Here is a 1,579-nt window from a genome sequence, read left to right as displayed (position 1 = left end):
GCTGACCCAGGGGAACTTGAGTGCCGGAAACTGGCCGGTTATTGATTGGAATGGTGGCCGGCTTCAAATCGGAACGGTGGCCGGTCAATGATCGGAATGGCGGCCGGCTTCAGAGCGGAATCCGCACCCAGCGCCCATTGAAGCCGGCAGCGGGTGCATTCGAACTGCCAAACAGCGCCAGACTGGTCTCACCCTGAATGCTCTGGTAACCGCCCAGCATCAATTGCGCCGTGTCCATGAGGTCGATCGCTGCGGCCTGTCTCTGGTTGGCCAATTGATCAAGCGATGCCGTCACAGAGCCTGCCGTGGTGAAGCCGATGCGGGCGAAGTCGATGGTGTCGAGGAAGAGGCCAGCTGCAAAATCCGTCTCGTTGACTGGACCTTCGGCGATAATCGTGACGCCGAGTTGTATCGTGTCCGACCCGAAACCGCCGATCTGTTCCCCGCTCTGTACATCCTCCTGTGTCGGGCCGTCGATGCTCGTGCGGATGGTTTTCTGTTCACCCGGTTTGTCGCTGGTGATTGTCGCCGTCTGGCCGTCTTCAACGGTCACGAAGCCGCGATAATCGACCGCAAACACACTGTAACCCTCCGGCTGTGTCACGGCGATGCTGAGATTGCAGGTCGTGGTGCCGCGTGCAATGCCCGCCGTGCCGCCGCCGACGGCGGAGAAATCGTCGAAGAGAACGCTGGTCGCATTGCCATCCGGAGATGTCACCGTGCTCGATGTCCCGGGCGCACAGCCATCGGCTGCCTGTGCGGGGAACAGGCCGATGGGAAAGACGCTCAGGACAAGACCGGCGGCAAGGGGAACGGGAAGACCCAAGACACTCTCCTCAAGGCGGCGGGCGGCAAGAACTGCCGCCTGCATCTTCTGGTATGGTTACCTGCAGGTGCGCCACTGCAGGCGATAGACGATTGCGGCCTTCACGTCTTGGGTATCGACCGTCGCCATGGCCTCCTGGCCGCGTGTTGTGTTGACGCGAATGCTGGAGTTCGTGCGCAGGTTCACGTCGGTGCCGCAGGGCGACCAGACGAGCGAATCGGCGACCAGCTTGTTGGAGATCAGGTAGTCCTTCTCCTTCGGGCCGGTAAAGGTCTGGATGAATGTCGGGCCGCGGGCACCGGCAAAGAAATATTCGACATTGAACTGCGAGCGGGCGCCGCGCGGCAGCTGGTTGAAGCCGCGATAATCAACGGCCAGCACCGATACGCTGCGACCCTGCGGCACATGCACCGGAATGGCGACATTGCAGGTCTTGCGCTCGAAAGACTTGCCTGTTTCGCCGCCGGCCTGGACGATGTACTCGTCAAACAGCAGGCTGAGCGCCTTCGCATCAGGGCTGAGCGTGGCGGAAACACTGTTCGACGGGCAGCCACTGCCACCATAGCCGGGAATGCCGAGCGAGATATCTTCCGCATAGGCGACCGAACTCATGAAGACGGTAGAGAGCAGGACTGCAAGAGCTTTCATGGATTTTTCCTCGATGAGACCAACGAGGTTCTCCTCGTTCGGCTTTCATCTTATTCAATGTTTCTGAACTCCTGCTGAGTGCAGCGTTCAGATACAATTCAGATA

Annotated in this window: 2 protein-coding genes; both read right to left on the bottom strand. The window is 60.0% G+C overall.

The window, feature by feature from the left end:
• Positions 1-109: 109 nt before the first annotated feature.
• Positions 110-826, bottom strand: coding sequence for a DUF4360 domain-containing protein (locus AX760_RS04855; protein ID WP_071831867.1), 717 nt, complete (start codon positions 824-826; stop codon positions 110-112).
• A 57-nt stretch (positions 827-883) separates the two neighbouring features.
• Positions 884-1,474, bottom strand: coding sequence for a DUF4360 domain-containing protein (locus AX760_RS04850; RefSeq protein ID WP_175552016.1), 591 nt, complete (start codon positions 1,472-1,474; stop codon positions 884-886).
• Positions 1,475-1,579 lie beyond the last annotated feature (105 nt).

It is taken from the genome of Pararhizobium antarcticum, assembly GCF_001885585.1.
Lineage (GTDB): Bacteria > Pseudomonadota > Alphaproteobacteria > Rhizobiales > Rhizobiaceae > Pararhizobium > Pararhizobium antarcticum.
This window is presented reverse-complemented; position numbering and strand designations above follow the sequence as displayed.